The organism is Proteocatella sp. QWL-06, assembly GCF_058684135.1.
This window is the reverse complement of sequence record NZ_CM178755.1, coordinates 1,121,707-1,139,624: the sequence shown is the minus strand read 5'-3', so window position 1 is coordinate 1,139,624 and position 17,918 is coordinate 1,121,707. Positions and strand designations below refer to the sequence as shown.

The window sequence follows — 17,918 nt, the reverse complement described above, 5'->3', positions numbered from 1 at the left end:
ATTTACAGCGTAGCAGTTTAAACTGCTACGCTGTTTCTTTATGCAGCTGTATCCGTATAGCGTTTATCTGAATCTGAAATTTTATCTTTCATCGCTATCTTCAATAGAACAGGAGTAATCAAAGTAGTAATTATTACAACCGCAACCACTGAAGGGAAAAGTGTATTATCCAAAAGCCCCGCACTTGATCCTTTCTGTGCGACTATAAGAGCTACCTCTCCTCGCGAAACCATTCCTATTCCAACAGCTAAAGCTTCTATTTTTGGAAATCGGAATACTCTTGCTGCAATTCCACATCCAGCCATTTTTGAGATAACAGCAACCAGAAGCAGAACAGCCGTAAAAACATACATTCTTGGAGTGAAACCTGCTAGTTCGGTTTTTATGCCAATACTTGCAAAGAAAATAGGGGAAAATATCATGTATGATGTTATATTAATCTTCTTAACGATATATTCCTTAAATCCGAAATTACAAAGCATTATTCCGGCAAAGTAAGCTCCTGTAATATCTGCTATACCAAAAAAATGCTCAGAACAATATGAAAGTATCAGACACATTGAAAGCCCATATATGGCAATTCTTCGTTTCTCGCCGACAGATTTGTAAGTTATCTTGAATATCTTATTCGAAATCAGCCACACAACTGAAAGAAAAACAAAATATGCTGCTATTTTTATAAATACTGAACCTGAATCAGAACCTGCTTTAGTAAAGCTGGTTATACAAGTCAGTATTATTATACCAATTATGTCATCAAGAATTGCAGCTCCCAAAATAGTAGTTCCAATCTTTCCTTTAAGCTTTCCCATTTCTCTTAGCGTTTCAACCGTTATCGATACTGATGTAGCAGTAAGTACTACACCAATAAATATAGCTTTCAGGAATTCTAATTTATTTCCTGGCGTGATACCAAAAAAATATCTGTACACTAAAAAACCTCCGATAAGAGGCATTATTACTCCCATAATTGCTACAAATACGGATGCCGTGCCATTCTTTTTAACATCTTCGATATCAGTATCCAAGCCTGCAAGGAACATTAACAGAATCACGCCGATTTCTGCAGTCTGTTCAATAAATAGGCTACTTTCAACCATCTTAAATCCAGACGGCCCCAAAAGTATACCGGCTGTAAGTGCTCCTACTACCGCCGGCATCTGTACTTTCCTTGATGCTATGCCCAATACTTTTGTAGAAAGCAATATGATAGCAAGCACCAGAATAAATTCATAATTCACAAATACACACCCTTTCTATGATGATCAACCATCATTATACTATATAAAATAATTAAAGCAAGAGTAAAAACCTTTTTAATTTTTAAATATAGAATACAGTGTTACCAGTATTTTCATTGTTAAAAATTAATTTTTTAAATATTTATCCGATTTCAGATAAATACATGAAATAATATATTTTGTTCATATTGAAATTAATTTAGATTTGCATATAATCCATATATCCTTTATAATTAAACCTGAATTATTCATATCTTTTTTATATAGGTGCGGAACACCGCACAATATAACAATTATAGCCATTTAGTCTTGTCACTTCATAAGTGATAAAATTTATTTTATATTTTAATCAAAAGCATAGAAAAAGAACCTTAATCTTGTTATTATAGTTAGTGACCAAACAAACAAAAATATCAAGAGGAAGGTTCCCTATGAATAGTTTAAACGATAAGGCACTAAATTTCAATAACAGAATCAAATTTAATTTCAATGGAGGCGATCTTACATCAGATTCCGGACTAATTTTACTACGCGAATTTGATGAAAAACTAGGATTTTCTTCACTTATAAAGAACTCTTTTAAAACAACTGATACAGCAAAATACAGATTTCATTGTGATGCAGACAATCTGCTTCAAAAGATGTATATGTCTATCGCCTCATATTTTGCTGATTCTACTTCTGATGAATTGAGGCTGGATCCACTGTTTAATCATATCTTTGCTAAGAAATTAGCATCACAACCAACCTTGTCAAGATTCTTTTCCAGAATGGATAAAAATACGATTAAACAATTGGATGAGATCAACATGAATATGAGAAAAAGAATATATTCAGTCGAAAAACCAAAGCACATTCTACTTGATGTTGATTCAACAAATTTTAAAACATTTGGCAAACAGGAAGAATCCAGTTTCAATTTTCATTACAAATCCAATGGATATCATCCTCTTTTAGCTTTTGATGGCCTTACTGGGGATTTATTGAAAGCGGAGCTTCGCCCAGGTTCAATATATACATCAAATGGAATCGAACAATTCATAAGACCGCTCATAAAAGAGTTCAGTGAGCTTGAGCCGGATACCCACCTATCACTAAGGGGCGATAGCGGATTTGCAAAACCAAAATTATATGAACTTCTTGAAGAAAATTCAGTTTCTTATGCAATAAGACTTAAAGCAAATGCAAGTCTATATAGTCTTGCTGCTGGCGCAGTCCAGGAACTAACTGATATTTGTACATCTAATATTCTTGATTACAAGGTTGTTTATGATGAATTTTACTACCAAGCTAACAGCTGGGATGTTCCCCGCAGGGTTGTAGTGAAAGTTGAAAAACCTTCCAATCAGATGGTATTCATTCACTCGTTTATTGTAACAAACATGGAACTTTCTCCAATGCAAGTACTTATGTTTTACTGCAACCGCGGTAAAATGGAGAACTACATCAAAGAATTTAAAAATGGATTCAGATTTGATCGAATGAGTAGCAATAGCTTTCTTACCAATCAAAATAAACTACAGATACATGTCATCACTTATAATCTGTTTAACTGGTTTCGAAGACTTGTTTTAAGCAAAGAATTCAGGAAACTTCAAATAGATACAATACGTATTAAAATGTTCAAAGTTGCTGCCAAAGTGGTTAGAGGCGGCGGTTATATAAAATTCAAACTCTGCAGTTATTTTCAATACAAGAAAGAATTTATGCAGACTTTGGATAATATTTATGCTTTAAATCCAAAATTGGAATAAAGCTAATGTACCTTGACAGCTAAAATTTGGATTTTCAAAAACCAAGGGAGAAGTGTATCCATTTTTAGGAATTAAGCTACGCTTTTTATACAAAATCCGAAAGATTAGTTGTTTGATGTTAATTTGATGATTTAAAAAGAAATTTTGAATCATCATGAATAATTCAGGTTAAAAAATATGAATATTGATTGGAGAACTTATGGATAATAAATCAGATATAAATACACAATTCCTTCCTCTTACAAAAAAAGAAGCCCTGGCAAGGGGATGGGAACAAGTTGACTTTGTTCTTGTAACCGGAGATGCCTATGTAGACCATCCAAGCTTTGGAACTGCATTGATTGGAAGAATATTGGAAAAGGAAGGTTTTTCCGTAGGAATAATATCTCAGCCAGACTGGAGACAGGAACGGAGCATACAGATTTACGGTGAACCAAGACTTGCTTTTTTAGTCGGAAGCGGGAACATCGATTCTATGGTTAATAATTATACTGCTTCAAAAAGACCTCGCAGAACAGATGAATATTCTCCAGGAGGCAAGTCTGGATTCAGGCCTGACAGAGCGCTCTCAGTGTACGTTGATATGGTAAAAAAATCTTATCCGAATACACCAGTTGTAATTGGAGGCATAGAAGCAAGCCTGAGGCGTTTTGCGCACTATGACTATTGGAGCGACATTATAATGCCCTCAATACTTGTAGATACTCAGGCCGACATGCTTTTATATGGAATGTCCGAAACTCAGATTAAGACATTGGCACATGGTCTGGCAAAAGGTTGGCCGATACACAAAATCAAGGATATCCCAGGAACCTGTTATATGAGCAGAAGTCTGCCCAAGGGGAATAAATATACTCTTATCTCAAGCTTTGAAGAGGTATCAACTGAAAAGATTAAATTTGCCGAGGCGTTCCAAATTCAGAGCAGAGAGCAGAATCCTTTTATCGGAAGCACCCTTGTTCAAAAACATGGAGACTTGTATTTAGTACAGCTACCTCCGGCAAAACCGCTTTCTCAATCAGAGATGGATGAACTTTACAGACTGCCATTCACCAGAACCTACCACCCAAGATATAAGAATGCCGGGGGAGTTCCTGCCCTTCAGGAAGTAGAGTTCAGTGTTACCGATCACAGAGGATGTTTTGGCGGATGTTCTTTCTGCGCAATAAGCTTTCATCAAGGCAGAATAATTCAGAACAGGAGCGAGACATCGGTTTTGGATGAAATACGCTTAATGACTCATCAGCCAGGCTTCAAAGGCTATATACATGATATTGGCGGACCTACAGCTAATTTCAGAAATGTCGCATGCAAGAAGCAGCTTACCTCAGGAGCCTGCAAGGAAAAACAATGTCTCGATCCAATAATGTGTCCAAGTCTTGAGATTGATCATAGTGCATATTTAAGCATATTGAGAAAGGCAAGAAAGATTGACAGAGTAAAAAAAGTCTTTATCCGCTCGGGTATAAGATTCGACTACCTTATGGCAGACAGGAATACACCGTTTCTTGAAGAGCTATGTAAGTTTCATGTCAGCGGGCAGCTGAAAGTGGCACCTGAGCATGTTTCTCCAAATGCGCTTAAATATATGGGGAAACCCAACAGGAAAGTATACGATGATTTTGTAGATAAGTACAAAAAAACTAATGAAAAACTTGGCAAAAAACAATATCTTGTGCCTTATTTTATTTCAAGTCATCCTGGATGCACCTTGAAAGATGCCATAATGCTGGCAGAATACACAAGAGACATGGGATATAATCCAGAACAAGTTCAGGATTTCATTCCTACTCCAGGAAGCCTTTCAACTGCAATGTATCATTCTGAAATTGACCCAAGAACACTAAAACCTGTTTATGTAGCAAAAACACCAAAAGAAAAGTCACTTCAAAGGGCTTTGCTGCAGTACAGAAATCCCCGAAATTACGAGCTTGTTTATGAAGCCCTTAAAATGTCCGGCCGTGAAGATTTAATAGGATATGGACCAAAAGCTCTTATAAGGCCTAAAACTAATTCAGTAAAAAAGCCGCATTCAGGTATGAAAAACAGAAATAAAAAAACAAATAGATAATTAAGAAGCAGCCTGTCTCAATAAAATAACAGGCTGCTTTACTTGTATCAGAATTACATATTTACATTTCGACGCTTCTCGCCGCAGGCTTTCTTTTTTGTTAAAGCTCGATTTTTATTCATTCTTCTTTTAATTCTCTTTGTATAGTAATTTCTGTTTACATATAAGTATATAACAAACATAGCAACTCCAAATAAAGACGCCGCTTTTATGACAAAGACGACGACTATCATAAATAAAGATTTTTCCTTATCAGCTGTATCATCGGAATAATTATCTGACGTCTCGTGATATATCTCATATTCTCCTAATGACTCATACATCATGTCAGATTCTGAATTCAAAGCAAAAGTAAGTGTTATTGCAGAATTTTTCTGTAAGTCACCATCAGATGACATATTTATACTTATATCTGATGTTGAATAGTTCTTATGTAAAAGAAAAGTAAAAGGCTTAAAATCAGAAAGATCCTCAGGATTTAAACGAGATTTGAGCTCCATATTTACAAAATCATTATTTATTGAAACTTCTTCAAATTGGGTGAATCCGTATTCGAACAGATTTCGTGTATCTTTATAATTACTGTTTCCGCTTTGATTTTTCAGCAATACGACTATAAGCTCTCTGCCATTCGACTCTGCAACAGTAACAAGAGTATTCAATGCTTGTTCAGTATAACCTGTTTTCCCACCTTTAGCCTTTTCATAGAACATATCAGTTTCTTTAAGCATTTTATGCGTGCACCACAGATATCTGCTTTCTGCCTGCTTGTTAGTAGGAGGTATTTCATATTTGGATGATCCAAAAATTTCTCTGAATTCACTGTTCTTGAGCGCATCCTTAGTTATTACAGCCATATCATAAGCGGTGGTGACATGGTTTTGATCATGAAGTCCATTGGGGTTAACAAAGTTTGAATTCTTTGCACCAGCTTCTTCAGCTCTTTTATTCATAAGGCTTGCAAACTCCTGCGTACTACCGCTTACATGCTCTGCAATTCCGTTGCAGGCTTCATTTGCAGAAGAAAGCATGGCTCCGTACAAAGCATCTTTGAAGTTAATCTCTTCTCCTTCATCAAGCGCTATATGTGCAGAATCTCTAGGAATGCTGAAAACTGCATTGTTACTCATAGTTATCATATCTTCCGTTTTACCACTTTCGAGTCCAACCAACACAGTGAGGATCTTAGTTATAGAAGCTGGAAAAAGGGGGTCATCCATGTTTTTTTCATATAAGATTTGTCCTGTTTTTGCATCCATAAGTATGCCCGCTTCAGCACTGATTTCGGGGCAGGGGACACCTTCAGCATAACTTAGCTTCGGGATAAAAATACTTGCTGTTAATAAAATTGCACATATGATTTTTTTTAACATATATATTCCTGTCTTTTATACTTAATATAGATTAACTATATTATTGTACAATATCTGACGTAAATCTTCAATAAGTACAGCACAAATCACTTATAATTTTCAAAATTCATCCATTTATATATTACTCCCTCTTTTTTTGGGTAAAATCTTATAATCTCACTCATTATTAGTTTTCAGACAAATGAATTATTTGAATCACAATCAAGGCTATTTCTTTCAAAGTATAATATTAAAATCTGAGTTCCGACTTGCAAATTGCATTCTAATATGTCGAATCACTTTAAAATCAATGGTTTCAGAAAAATTCAGCCCTTCACAACTATTCGCTAAACGTACATTTTGCGAATAGTTGTGAAAACTCCAAAAAACCGCTATATAACGCACGTTTTTGCGCTATCATGCATTGGGTCATAACGCTCACCAAAATCGATATATGACCGGTTATTTTACCGCTAATTTATAAGGGGTGGTAATTTCATATACTTCCTGAAATTATATTTGAAATTATACAATTTTGTGATATAATTGTATTACGTAATAATTACAACGTATTTTTAAGTATTACACAAGGAGGAAAAATGTCAGTTACAGAAACAGAGCTTAAAGTTAGAAGTCTAAGAATAGATGAGAATACATTTGAAAAATTTAAGAACATAGCTGTTCAGGAATTTGGAAACCAGGGGCAGTGCCTTTCAGCGCTTGTAAATCTTTATGAAACCGAAAAGAGCAAAGGCTTATTATCAGATCGAAAAACAGAGATAGAAAGTTTTCAACTACACATTAACAAGCTTAATGAGCTCTTCCTTTCATCATTGAGTATTAACCAAGACACCGAAGAGAGAGTGAAATCACATTTTGAAAAACTTTTACAGTCAAAGGACAGCATAATTGCAGACCTCCAGGAAAGATTAAAAACTGCACTAGCCTCAGCCACAGAGTCATCAGAAAATCTCAATGCACTCAAGAATCATCTGAAAGAAAAAGACGAGAGGATAAAAAAACTTGAAAACGATTCAGAAAAAGCTGAACTTCTATATGCTGCAAATATCGAAGAGAAAAATGTACTTTGCAGAGCTCTTGAAGATTCGTGCAATGAAAAATCATCAAGTATTCTAAGCCTCAAAAACGAGATAGAAATACTCGCAGAAAAGCTGGAAAAGTTCAAAGTATTTGAATCGGAAAACAGTAAATTAAGAGAAGAGATAGAAAAATCAAAGTCTATAATTTCAAATCTTGAAAATAATGTCAACACCATTAAAAAACATAATCAATATGAACTTGAAAAAGTAATTTTGAACATGGAAAAAGAGAAACAAGATGCATTTGCAGAAATGAATCTGAAACACAATGAGTACATCAGAGAATACATTTTCAGAATCGATGATTTGAATTCAAGATATAATAACGATGTTAGCTTTATGAACACACAAATTCAAAATCTTGCATCTGAAAAGAATAGACTTGAACTGGAAAATGAAAAAATGAAATTTGAAATAGAAAAGCTGAATTTCAAAATATAAATATAACCTTAAATAAATAATTTTTTATATATAAAAAAACCTTGGAATCAGGTTAGAATCCAAGGTTTTTTCAATTGGTGGAAATGAGGGGAGTCGAACCCCTGTCCGAAATCCATTCACCATAAGCTTTTACGATTATAGTTGATAAATTAGTTTTCGCTATGCTACAGTAGTATCAACTCTACTTTAGCAAGTATAACCCGAGTTGTTCAATTTGAAGTCCGGATACCCGACAAATCGTTCCCTGCATTCTGACGTTCAGTACTAATCGGCAGGAGGACTAGTATGAACGAGCGGCAATTAAGCTGCTATTGCGTAATTTTCGTTTGCGTTTGTTTTTAGTTTCCACTAGATTTACGTGATAGAGGAGTCACACGAATCGCTACTCATAACTTCAAGACCCCGTCGAAACCATTACATTCCCAAGATCTATATAATTTATTATATCACTAATATCTATATTTATCAATATATTTTGGATTATAACATAAAGATTACAATGAAAGACTTCCTCAAACATAAGATAATATTAAAATATTAACATAATACTTATCTATTGTGGATTTATGACGAAATAATGAATAGAATGATTAAATTTTTTAGGAGGAAATATGAAAAAAATACTTGACTTGATTTTTCGAGCAATACTTTCAGTTGTATGGCTGTTTTTTTTAATTATAGCTTTTAGAGCAAGACAGAACTTAGAAGACATAAAGCTTGCAAACATGGCAATTTCCCTGGGTATAGCTTCCGTAATCCTTGGAACTCTAAAACTCTTTAGAACAGATTTATTTAAAATACAGATCACAAAGTCCATGAGAGAATTGGCCTCAGGAAACTTGGCAAAAAAAGTTACCGGATCCGGAGAATATGCAGCTGTTGCTGATACGGTAACGGTTATAAACAGAAATACAAAGAAAATACTGTCAGAAACCTGCGAGATGGCCCAAAGGATAACAACCCTTAGTGATAATCTTAACGAAACTATAAAACAAGAAGAAATCAATACAAACCAGATCGCTATGTCTGTTTACGAAATGGCTCAGGGAGCCAATGAACAGTTGGAATCGACCATAAGAATCAGAGATAATATGGATATGATACTCTCAAATTCACAGAATATAAATGATAACTCAGACGGTACATTGGAACTTGCCAGAGAGATGAGCGATGTTGTAGAAAAAAACACTGAGGTTTTTGGTTACGTTATTGATAAGTTGAGACATAATGCCCAGTCTAACGAAAGAATTCTACATAGAATCGAAGATTTGCAGCTGGAAGCCAAGAGAATAAATGAAATTACCAATGCAGTGACAGAAATCAGTGATAAGACGAATATACTTTCACTTAATGCATCTATTGAAGCTGCCAGAGCGGGAGAGCATGGCAGAGGATTTGCCGTTGTGGCCGATGAAGTACGAAACCTTGCACAGCAATCCGCTGAACAAGCAAAACAAATAAAAGTTATAATTGACTCTATCAATATATCCATAAAAGAAATTGCAGAAGACAGTAAAAACAGCTTTTCCAACATTCAAAACGACATTGAATATGCAGATAGTTCAAAGAAAAGCAGCGAAGCAATGATCGAGGCATCGCACAGAACCTATGAATCTATTGAAAAAATAAAGAATGACTCCAGTAATACTTATGAAATAGTAAACTCGACTACATCCTTGTTTGACCAGATAACAGAAACTACAAGAAAATCCGCTGCCTCTTCCGAGCAAATTTCTGCAGCGACGCAAGAACAGGCTGCCAGCATGACCAATTCACTGGAAATAGTCAAAGGACTTGCAAGCATGGCTGCTAAATCCGAAAGAGATATCAAAGACTATATCAGCAAAATAAAAATTACAGATAAAATGAAAAGTGACATAAATTCTGCATTCTCCGTACTGGAGGAAATATCCAAAGATCTTAACTCAGGAAATTCAGATATCAGAAACTATTCCAGCAAGCTGAAATCTTACAAGACCAGAGAAAAAACCATAGAATATATCGGTATCCTTGATATCAAGGGAGAAATGGTAAGCGCCGCAGACCCTATAGACAAAAGCAACAACATGTATAACCACAGACCATATTTTATGGAGTCAATAAAAGGAAAAAAATTCCAGTCTGAGCCATACATATCCAATGTAACCTTTGGATATTGTACAGCTATTTCCATACCTTACAGAAAACCAAATGGGGAAATTGTAGGTGTAATAATGGCTGACATAAATATTGAAAGCTAAAAATAATATAAATTATGATAGACCGGTGGTGCAGAAAGCCTGCATGACCGGTTTTTGCACCATAAAAATCTAAATTGTATACAAATAAAATATGACGGAAATTCAAAGTACATTTCCCATATTATAAATTTTGAATTTTTGTGTTATTATTCTAATATAGAACATACCATTTAGATTTGTTCTAATAATTTGAATTTCCAGAGAGGAGCTACAAAGTGTTTCCAATTCAAAATGAACATAAAATTATCATGAATTCAACTACTTCTGCCATACGACAAAATCCATCAGCATCTGAATGTTTTTCAGACATCCTTTCTGAAAAATCAAGTATCTCAGAATACATGGATTCTATTTTTCAAAAGGCATCAGCACAATATGATGTGCCTGCAAATTTACTGAAAGCTGTTGCAAAAGCGGAGTCAAACTTCAATCCTAAAGCGGTTTCCGGTTCCGGTGCTGCCGGAGTCATGCAACTCATGCCAAAAACTGCCGAGTATCTTGGCGTAAAAGATATATTTGATGCTGAACAAAATATTATGGGCGGTGCAAAATATCTGAGTGAATTGATAAAAAAATACGACGGAAATACCGCACTTGCACTGGCAGCATATAATGCAGGAAGTGGTAATGTCGCAAAGTACGGAGGAATACCACCTTTCAATGAAACAAAAAATTACATCAGTAAAGTAATGTCATATACTAAAGAGGGAATGGATACATCTTATTTCTCTGCTACAAATAGCTCTTCAGATATTTCAAATAAAACAGCGGAGAATATTTACAATTTCAATGATTTTTCCAATGAAAATTATTTACTTTTCATTGAAAATCTAAAGTTGGAAATGAGCAATGCTTTGCATAAGGATTATTCAAATGAATTACTCGTGAGCAGAGTTAAGATAAATTACTTATAATTTACAATTCAAATAACTACTTCTTTCAGACCCGAAAGTGAAAAAGACATGCAGAATTTCTTTGATCTGCTGGCAGATTCGTTTGATGTTAATGGGACCTGGTTTCAACTGGCTATATGTATCAAAAACAGTGGTATAATGATAGGAGATATTGGAATTCATTTTCTCAACGATGGATTTCAGACTGAAATAGGATATACGATCTGTCCTGAATATCAGAAAAACGGATACGCTTTAGAAGCTGTACACTCTGTGCTAAATTACATTTTCACAAAACTTGATAAACATAGGATGACTGTGTTTATGCTATTCTTCGAGAAGAATGGATTTAAATTAACGAAAATACAGTCAACTGATATTTTGAAAATTTCACGAGGAGGAAAATTATGAATATAGTTTATGAAAAAATTACAACTAAAAATCTAAACGATTCAATTAAATCTTTAGAAGATAATTTGAAAAAGCACGGTTTCGGTATATTGTGGCAACTTAATTTCAAGGAAAAGCTTGAAGAAAAGGGATTAGAATTCAAGGATGATTTTGTTATACTTGAGGTATGTAACCCAAAACAGGCAAAAGAAGTATTGGAAGAAAATATTCATATAGGCTATGTACTACCTTGTAAAATGGTAGTAAGAAGTGAGAATAATAAGACATATATAGGAATGACAAGTCCGGAAATTTTAATAGGATTATTTGAAAGTCCAGAATTAAAAGAAATTGCAAAAAAAGTTGAAGAATCACTTCGAAATTCTATTGAAGCTTCAATTTGAAAGACGGACCGATAAACATAAATCAAAATTATGTTTTCATAAACATCCACATAAAATGGATTTTTGTTTTCTCAAAATAAAAGCGGACCAGTTTGATTTGACAGATGTCACTTCATGTATGGTCCGTTTTCTTGAGCTTACATATATCCACTTATTCTTCCTTAAATTTTAACTTTTTTGCACTGCATAAATTTTCTTCTTTTTTTGCTGTTCTTCCGCATTTCCTGCAAACGAATTTAGCATCTGAAACAAGTTTGATATATTCTTTTATGTCTTTATCCAAAATATCATCCTTTACAAGTTTACATAATTTTTTCGACATGGCCTTCTCCTTTTACTTTTTGCTGTAACTTGAATCATATATAAGTTTATTACCCCAAAAAGCCGGATAATATTTATTTCTTTTCTAATATGCTGATATAAATCCAAATAAGGACCCCAAAATAAGGAGTCCTTATGAATAATTCTATTTTACTACGATGTTGAATATCTTCCCATTTACAAATATTTCTTTTACTATTGTCTTTCCTTCCATGAATGACATGAGCTTCTCATCTTTTCTCAAAACTTCTTTTGCCGTTTCTATGTCTGCGTCTCTGGATATCAGTATAGTACCTCTAACTTTTCCATTGAATTGTACGGGCATCTCAATCTCGCTGTCAATAGTAAGATCTTCATTCCACGCCGGCCATGCAGTCTGATTAAGCATTCCGTCAAAACCCTGGACTTCCCATATTTCTTCAGTAATATGAGGAGTAACTGGATAAAGAAGAGTTACGAAATCTCTAAGCTCATCTTTTGTTATATATCCGCTTGCATTAAAATCGTTTATAGCTGACATCATAGCCGCAATTGCCGTGTTGAATTTCATTGCTTCCAGGTCCTGAGATACTTTCTTTATTGTCTTATGCATAAGTGATGTATGATTCTTTGAGTAACCCGGCTCATCACTGACCATATCCTGAAGCTTCCATACTCTGTCGAGGAACCTCTTGCATCCTTTAACGCTTGAATCTGACCATATAGCTGGTTTTTCATATTCACCAATGAACATAACATAGGCTCTTAGTGTATCCGCTCCATAGGCATCAATTATATCATTTGGATTAATTACATTTCCTCTTGATTTTGACATTTTCTCACCGTCTCCACCAAGGACAAGTCCCTGGGCAGTCCTTTTTGCATAAGGCTCCTTATAAGGTACAGCTCCAATGTCATAGAGGAATCTATGCCAGAATCTTGAGTAGATAAGATGACGGGTAACGTGCTCCATCCCGCCGTTATACCAGTCAACCGGCCCCCAGTACTCCAGATTTTCCTTCGATGCAAGCTCATTCTCATTTGAAGGATCCATATATCTAAGGAAATACCATGAAGACCCAGCCCACTGAGGCATGGTATCCGTTTCTCTTTTTGCATCAGCATTACAGCATGGGCATTTCACATTAACCCATTCAGGGATGTTAGCAAGCGGTGATTCTCCAGTTTCTGTAGGCTTGAAATTCTCAACAACAGGAAGTGTCAGAGGAAGCTCTTCTTCTGGTACAGGAACCATTCCGCACTTTTCACAGTGAATTATAGGAATTGGCTCTCCCCAGTATCTCTGTCTGTTGAAGGCCCAGTCTTTCATCTTATAGTTGACCTTCTTGCAGCCAAGATTATTATCACTAAGATACTGAATCATTTTTTCAATTGCTTCCTTAACCTGCATTCCGTTCACTATAGGAGAGTTCACCATTACTCCATTTGCAATATCAGTATAAGCCTCTTCCTCTATGTTTCCGCCACTTATTACCTCAATTATAGGAATATCGAATTTTTTTGCAAATTCCCAGTCTCTCTTGTCGTGAGCTGGAACCGCCATAATCGCTCCAGTTCCATAACCCATCATTACATAATCAGAAATCCACACTGGTATTTCTTCTCCGGAAACAGGGTTTATGGCCTTTATCCCTTTAAGCTCCACACCGGACTTGTCCTTAGCAAGCTGAACTCTTTCAAATTCTGTTTTCTTTTTGGCTTCGTTCTTATAATTCTCAACCTCGTCCATATTGCTTATTTCCGAAGAAAGAGTATCTATAAGAGGGTGTTCAGGAGCTATTACCATAAATGTTGCTCCATATATAGTATCTGCTCTTGTAGTGAATACTTCAAGGTTAATGTCATGGTTCTTTATATTGAATTTGATTTCTGCACCATAAGACCTTCCGATCCAGTTTTCCTGCTCAAGCTTTATTCTTGGAAGAAAATCAAGATTTTCGAGCTCATCAAGAAGCTTGTCAGCATATTCTCTTATTCTAAGGAACCACACATCTTTTTCCATCTGTACAACTTCGCTTCCGCATCTGTCACATACTCCATCCTGGGACTCTTCATTCGCAAGCACTACTTTACAGCTGTTGCAGAAATTCACATATGTTTTGTCCTTAAAGGCAAGATTATGCTTGAAAAGCTGAAGGAAAATCCATTGTGTCCATTTATAATACTTCTCATCAGTTGTATCTACAGTTCTGCTCCAGTCGAAAGAATAACCTGCAGCTTTTAGCTGGCTGGTGAATACCTTGATATTCTCGTCTGTAACTTCGCGTGGATGCTTGCCAGTCTGAATTGCGTAATTCTCAGTAGGTAGTCCAAAAGCATCCCAGCCTATTGGAAAAAGAACATTGTAACCTTCAAGCCTTCGCTTTCGGGAAATAACTTCCAATGATGTATATGCTCTTATATGGCCAACGTGAAGACCCGCACCTGATGGATATGGAAATTCAACAAGATTGTAGTATTTAGGCTTGCTTTTGTCATCTGATGCCTTGAATGTGTCATTCTTTTCCCAGATGTCCTGCCATTTTTTTTCAATGATACTTGGATTATATTCCATGATATAACACTCCCTTTTAAGAAAATTTTTCAATAAAAAAATCCCCATCTCACTATAGAGACGAAGATCGCGGTACCACTCTAATTGACAGTATGAAAACATACTATCCACTCAAAAGTCGCTAACGTGACAATCCGGCAAACACTAATTACTTATCCATTGACATACAAGGGCCAGGTTCGTGATTGCAACTCACAGGCGAGTTCGGGGTTAGTTTTGCCGCATCGCACCAATCTGCAGCTCTCTGAAAAAACTAATGAATCCTAATACTCCTGATCACAGTTTCATTCATAAGATAATACCACGATATTATTTAAAAATCAATATTATTTTCAGTCACATGTGGAAATATATTTAAAAACGATATATAATCATGATATGAACCATTGAAACAGACTGATAAATAATTAAACGAGGTAAACAATGAAATCTGCTTATATTGAAGAACAGATACAAAACCTTCCAGATAAACCTGGAGTATATATAATGAAAGATGAAAACGAAAAAATAATCTATGTCGGAAAGGCAATATCTCTTAAAAAGCGCGTACGGCAGTATTTTAGAGATAATCATTCGGATCCTAAAGTAAAAGCCATGGTCATTAAAATAGCTGAATTTGAATATATAATTACCGACAATGAGCTTGAAGCATTAATTCTTGAAAATAACCTGATTAAAAAGCACAAGCCATATTACAATATACTCCTCAAGGACGATAAGACATATCCTTATATAAAAATCACGCAGGAAGATTATCCACGAATACTGAAGACAAGAAAAATCATAAAGGATGGAGCCCTTTATTTTGGCCCATATACAAATGTTTTTGCTTTAAATTACTACATTGATGCTATAAATGAGATTTTCATGCTCAGAGACTGTAACAGGAATATAGCAAAATCAATTGCAAACAGAGAGAGGCCTTGTCTGAATTACTATATAAAAAAATGCAGTGCTCCATGCAACGCAAAGATAAGCAAAGAGGACTATCGGGAAGAAGTTGAGAACGTTACGCAGATTCTCAAGGGAAATGCCGGGATTATAAAAGACTATCTTAAAGATAAGATGTACAAATGCTCCAGAGATCTGAATTTTGAAGAAGCTGCGAGATATAGAGACAAAATAAATAATCTTGAAAAATTGTATGAAAAGCAAAAAATAGTTTCAAATGATATCGATAAGAACCAGGACTATGTTGTCTACAGCTATGACGATGCAAATGTTGTATTCAGTATACTTTTTGTAAGAAATGGAAAAGTAATGGGTCAGGAAAGCTTCTATTTCGACATAACTCTCGATGTTATTGAAGACATGTACAATTCCTTTCTGATGCAGTATTATTTCGACAAGGATTCTCTCCCCGATGAGATAATTATTGAAAAGGAAATTTCGGACAGGCCTCTCCTCGAAGAATATCTAAGCAACCGAAAGAGTAGAAAAATGCCTATTATTGTTCCTCAGAAAGGCAAAAAGAAAGATATGCTTGAGTTTGCAAAAAAGAATGCACACGAACAGTTCAAAATAAAGAGGATTAAGGAATTGAACAAGAGATCGCATTACGATGTTTCGCTAAAAGAACTCTCTTCGATTCTAAATCTTGGGAAAATTTCCATTATAGAAGCCTACGATATTTCAAACATCCAGGGGACAAGCTCCGTAGGTGTCAAAGTTGTATATAAGAATGGCAGAAAATCTCCAAAAGACTACAGGCGCTACAGGATAAAAACTCTCACTGGCAAGAGCGATGATTACGCCTCTATGAGAGAAGTTCTCGAAAGAAGAATGAAAGATTCTCAGCTCCCAGATTTAATACTTCTGGACGGAGGAAAAGGACATGTGTCGACAATAAAAGTTTTGTTAGCGGAGATGAAAATCAAAGTCCCTGTTTTCGGAATCTATAAAGACGCAAATCATCGCACGCAGGGTCTGTGCAGCGACACGGAAACAATAGATATCGACAGGAAAAGTCATCTGTTTAAATTCCTAACTGAAATACAGGACGAGACGCACAGATTTGCAATAGATTATCACAGAAGTATCAGAAATAGAAATATGATAAAATCTGAACTCGATGAAATTAAAGGTATTGGCGAAAAGAGAAAAACTGCGTTGTTTAACAAATATGGCAGTATAGAAAATCTTAGAAAATCTTCTATAGACGAAATAAGTAGCATTCCTGGATTTAACAGGAAGATTGCTGAAGATATATTAAATTATTTTAAGGAGCATTAATATGAAAAATACAATTTCGATCAGAGAAATGGTTGATGAAATGCAGCTGAATTGTGTAAATGCATCAACACGTGATTACAGAATAGATTCCGGAGATGTCAACAGGCCAGGAATGCAGCTTATTGGGTACTATATGCACTTTGCATCAGACAGGATGCAGATAATAGGCAATGCGGAATTTGCATATCTTGAGACGCTGAGTGACGAACATATGAGAATAAAGCTTGATGAATTCCTTTCTTATGATTTACCTGCAATATGTATAACGAGAGGCCATAAGCCAAATGATATATTCTATGAACTTGTAAAAAAACATGATAAGACACTAATTCTGAGTGATCTTCCTACAACAAAATTCATGAATAAAGTTTCGGAATATGCCAACCACAAGCTCGCTCCTGTCGAAGTAACGCATGGAGTCCTTGTCGATGTTGATGGAGTTGGAATTCTGATAAAAGGCGACAGTGGAATTGGAAAAAGCGAAACAGCTCTTGAACTTATCAAGAGGGGACACAGACTTATATCTGATGATGCTGTCGAGATAAAGCTTCTTGACGACGATCTTCTTGTCGGTCAATCCCCAGAGCTTACAAGATATATGATAGAAATAAGAGGAATAGGTCTGCTGGATATAAAAAGCCTTTATGGTGTTGGCGCCGTAAAGCCTACAAAAACAATCGATCTTGTTGCATACCTTGAGATATGGCAGGAGGGTAAATATTATGACAGGCTGGGAATTGACGATGAACTTGTAGATATTTTGGGCATAAAAATTCCAAAAATCACCATACCTGTAAAACCGGGCAGAAATCTTGCAGTTATACTTGAAATTGCAGCAAGAAACCAGAGACAGAAAGAAATGGGGTATAATGCTGCACAGGAATTCAACGAAAGACTAATAGTAAAACTTACTAAGAACAGCTGA

At 35.4% G+C, this 17,918-nt stretch carries 13 protein-coding genes, 1 other RNA gene and 1 other annotated feature; of the genes, 9 read left to right on the top strand and 5 right to left on the bottom strand.

The window, feature by feature from the left end:
- Window positions 1-38: 38 nt before the first annotated feature.
- Window positions 39-1,205, bottom strand: coding sequence for a cation:proton antiporter (locus tag AC4PGZ_RS05445; RefSeq protein ID WP_492160042.1), 1,167 nt, complete (start codon window positions 1,203-1,205; stop codon window positions 39-41).
- Between the two features lie 467 nt (window positions 1,206-1,672).
- Between AC4PGZ_RS05445 and AC4PGZ_RS05440 the strand changes: the two genes are divergently transcribed.
- Window positions 1,673-2,995, top strand: a complete 1,323-nt coding sequence (locus AC4PGZ_RS05440; RefSeq protein WP_492160041.1) for an IS1380 family transposase — start codon at window positions 1,673-1,675, stop codon at window positions 2,993-2,995.
- A gap of 199 nt (window positions 2,996-3,194) precedes the next feature.
- A complete protein-coding gene (locus AC4PGZ_RS05435; protein WP_492160040.1) occupies window positions 3,195-5,066 on the top strand; it encodes a YgiQ family radical SAM protein in 1,872 nt (623 codons plus the stop codon).
- Window positions 5,067-5,119: 53 nt separating this feature from the next.
- Here AC4PGZ_RS05435 and AC4PGZ_RS05430 read toward each other — a convergent pair whose 3' ends face one another.
- The gene (locus AC4PGZ_RS05430) at window positions 5,120-6,439 is read right to left on the bottom strand and encodes a D-alanyl-D-alanine carboxypeptidase family protein (RefSeq protein WP_492160039.1); all 1,320 of its coding nucleotides are present in this window, start codon (window positions 6,437-6,439) and stop codon (window positions 5,120-5,122) included.
- A gap of 578 nt (window positions 6,440-7,017) precedes the next feature.
- Between AC4PGZ_RS05430 and AC4PGZ_RS05425 the strand changes: the two genes are divergently transcribed.
- A complete protein-coding gene (locus AC4PGZ_RS05425) occupies window positions 7,018-7,959 on the top strand; it encodes a hypothetical protein (protein WP_492160038.1) in 942 nt (313 codons plus the stop codon).
- 75 nt (window positions 7,960-8,034) lie between these two features.
- Here AC4PGZ_RS05425 and ssrA read toward each other — a convergent pair.
- Window positions 8,035-8,383: a transfer-messenger RNA gene (ssrA, locus tag AC4PGZ_RS05420) on the bottom strand.
- Between the two features lie 187 nt (window positions 8,384-8,570).
- Here ssrA and AC4PGZ_RS05415 point away from each other — a divergent pair.
- The 4 genes from AC4PGZ_RS05415 to AC4PGZ_RS05400 all read left to right on the top strand — a co-directional run bounded on the left by AC4PGZ_RS05415 (window position 8,571) and on the right by AC4PGZ_RS05400 (window position 11,886).
- Window positions 8,571-10,199: a methyl-accepting chemotaxis protein gene (locus AC4PGZ_RS05415; RefSeq protein WP_492160037.1), complete on the top strand. Its 1,629-nt coding sequence runs from the start codon at window positions 8,571-8,573 to the stop codon at window positions 10,197-10,199.
- A 215-nt stretch (window positions 10,200-10,414) separates the two neighbouring features.
- The gene (locus AC4PGZ_RS05410; protein WP_492160036.1) at window positions 10,415-11,113 is read left to right on the top strand and encodes a lytic transglycosylase domain-containing protein; all 699 of its coding nucleotides are present in this window, start codon (window positions 10,415-10,417) and stop codon (window positions 11,111-11,113) included.
- A gap of 6 nt (window positions 11,114-11,119) precedes the next feature.
- The gene (locus tag AC4PGZ_RS05405; RefSeq protein WP_492160247.1) at window positions 11,120-11,503 is read left to right on the top strand and encodes a GNAT family N-acetyltransferase; all 384 of its coding nucleotides are present in this window, start codon (window positions 11,120-11,122) and stop codon (window positions 11,501-11,503) included.
- Window positions 11,500-11,886 (top strand): DUF302 domain-containing protein, encoded by a 387-nt coding sequence (locus tag AC4PGZ_RS05400; protein ID WP_492160035.1) that lies wholly within the window; start codon window positions 11,500-11,502, stop codon window positions 11,884-11,886. The genes AC4PGZ_RS05405 and AC4PGZ_RS05400 overlap by 4 nt, the downstream gene beginning before the upstream one ends.
- A gap of 151 nt (window positions 11,887-12,037) precedes the next feature.
- On the opposite strand, the gene AC4PGZ_RS05395 is transcribed toward AC4PGZ_RS05400, so the two are convergent.
- Window positions 12,038-12,208: a hypothetical protein gene (locus tag AC4PGZ_RS05395; protein ID WP_492160034.1), complete on the bottom strand. Its 171-nt coding sequence runs from the start codon at window positions 12,206-12,208 to the stop codon at window positions 12,038-12,040.
- 144 nt (window positions 12,209-12,352) lie between these two features.
- Window positions 12,353-14,761 carry a leucine--tRNA ligase gene (leuS, locus tag AC4PGZ_RS05390; protein WP_492160033.1) on the bottom strand — a complete coding sequence of 803 codons (2,409 nt, stop codon included), beginning with the start codon at window positions 14,759-14,761 and terminating at the stop codon, window positions 12,353-12,355.
- Between the two features lie 53 nt (window positions 14,762-14,814).
- Window positions 14,815-15,050, bottom strand: a binding site (T-box leader).
- Window positions 15,051-15,184: 134 nt separating this feature from the next.
- Here leuS and uvrC point away from each other — a divergent pair.
- Window positions 15,185-16,993 (top strand): excinuclease ABC subunit UvrC, encoded by a 1,809-nt coding sequence (gene uvrC / locus AC4PGZ_RS05385; protein ID WP_492160032.1) that lies wholly within the window; start codon window positions 15,185-15,187, stop codon window positions 16,991-16,993.
- A 1-nt stretch (window position 16,994) separates the two neighbouring features.
- A complete protein-coding gene (gene hprK, locus AC4PGZ_RS05380; protein ID WP_492160031.1) occupies window positions 16,995-17,918 on the top strand; it encodes an HPr(Ser) kinase/phosphatase in 924 nt (307 codons plus the stop codon).

Excerpts from the sequence above, each read along its gene's own strand:
- AC4PGZ_RS05440 (WP_492160041.1), top strand. The coding sequence starts at position 1,673 with ATGAATAGTTTAAACGATAAGGCACTAAATTTCAATAACAGAATCAAA.
- AC4PGZ_RS05435 (WP_492160040.1), top strand. The coding sequence starts at position 3,195 with ATGGATAATAAATCAGATATAAATACACAATTCCTTCCTCTTACAAAA.
- AC4PGZ_RS05430 (WP_492160039.1), bottom strand. The coding sequence starts at position 6,439 with ATGTTAAAAAAAATCATATGTGCAATTTTATTAACAGCAAGTATTTTT.
- AC4PGZ_RS05425 (WP_492160038.1), top strand. The coding sequence starts at position 7,018 with ATGTCAGTTACAGAAACAGAGCTTAAAGTTAGAAGTCTAAGAATAGAT.
- AC4PGZ_RS05415 (WP_492160037.1), top strand. The coding sequence starts at position 8,571 with ATGAAAAAAATACTTGACTTGATTTTTCGAGCAATACTTTCAGTTGTA.
- AC4PGZ_RS05400 (WP_492160035.1), top strand. The coding sequence starts at position 11,500 with ATGAATATAGTTTATGAAAAAATTACAACTAAAAATCTAAACGATTCA.
- AC4PGZ_RS05395 (WP_492160034.1), bottom strand. The coding sequence starts at position 12,208 with ATGTCGAAAAAATTATGTAAACTTGTAAAGGATGATATTTTGGATAAA.
- leuS (WP_492160033.1), bottom strand. The coding sequence starts at position 14,761 with ATGGAATATAATCCAAGTATCATTGAAAAAAAATGGCAGGACATCTGG.
- uvrC (WP_492160032.1), top strand. The coding sequence starts at position 15,185 with ATGAAATCTGCTTATATTGAAGAACAGATACAAAACCTTCCAGATAAA.
- hprK (WP_492160031.1), top strand. The coding sequence starts at position 16,995 with ATGAAAAATACAATTTCGATCAGAGAAATGGTTGATGAAATGCAGCTG.